Raw genomic sequence first — 234 nt, forward strand, 5'->3', positions numbered from 1 at the left:
CCCCTAGATCTTTCTCATCATTGGTCAACACCGAGTCGGCAGAAGCAATCGCTGAGAACACGAGATCATCGACTTTAAGACCACAACGTTCGACACTCTTGGTGATATTTTTCGCCATATCATTGGCACATGTGACGATATGAACTTTAGCTTCCATGCGCATACCGGACATGCCAATAGGACTTTTAATCCCATCCTGGACATCAATGGCGTACTCTTGCGGTAACACATGCA

General features: G+C 46.2%; 1 pseudogene. It reads right to left on the reverse strand.

The window, feature by feature from the left end:
* Positions 1 to 234, reverse strand: a pseudogene (locus MTCD1_RS20380) (cell division protein FtsA); the annotation flags it as partial.

The organism is Colwellia marinimaniae (assembly GCF_002207865.1).
Taxonomy (GTDB): Bacteria; Pseudomonadota; Gammaproteobacteria; order Enterobacterales; family Alteromonadaceae; genus Colwellia; species Colwellia marinimaniae.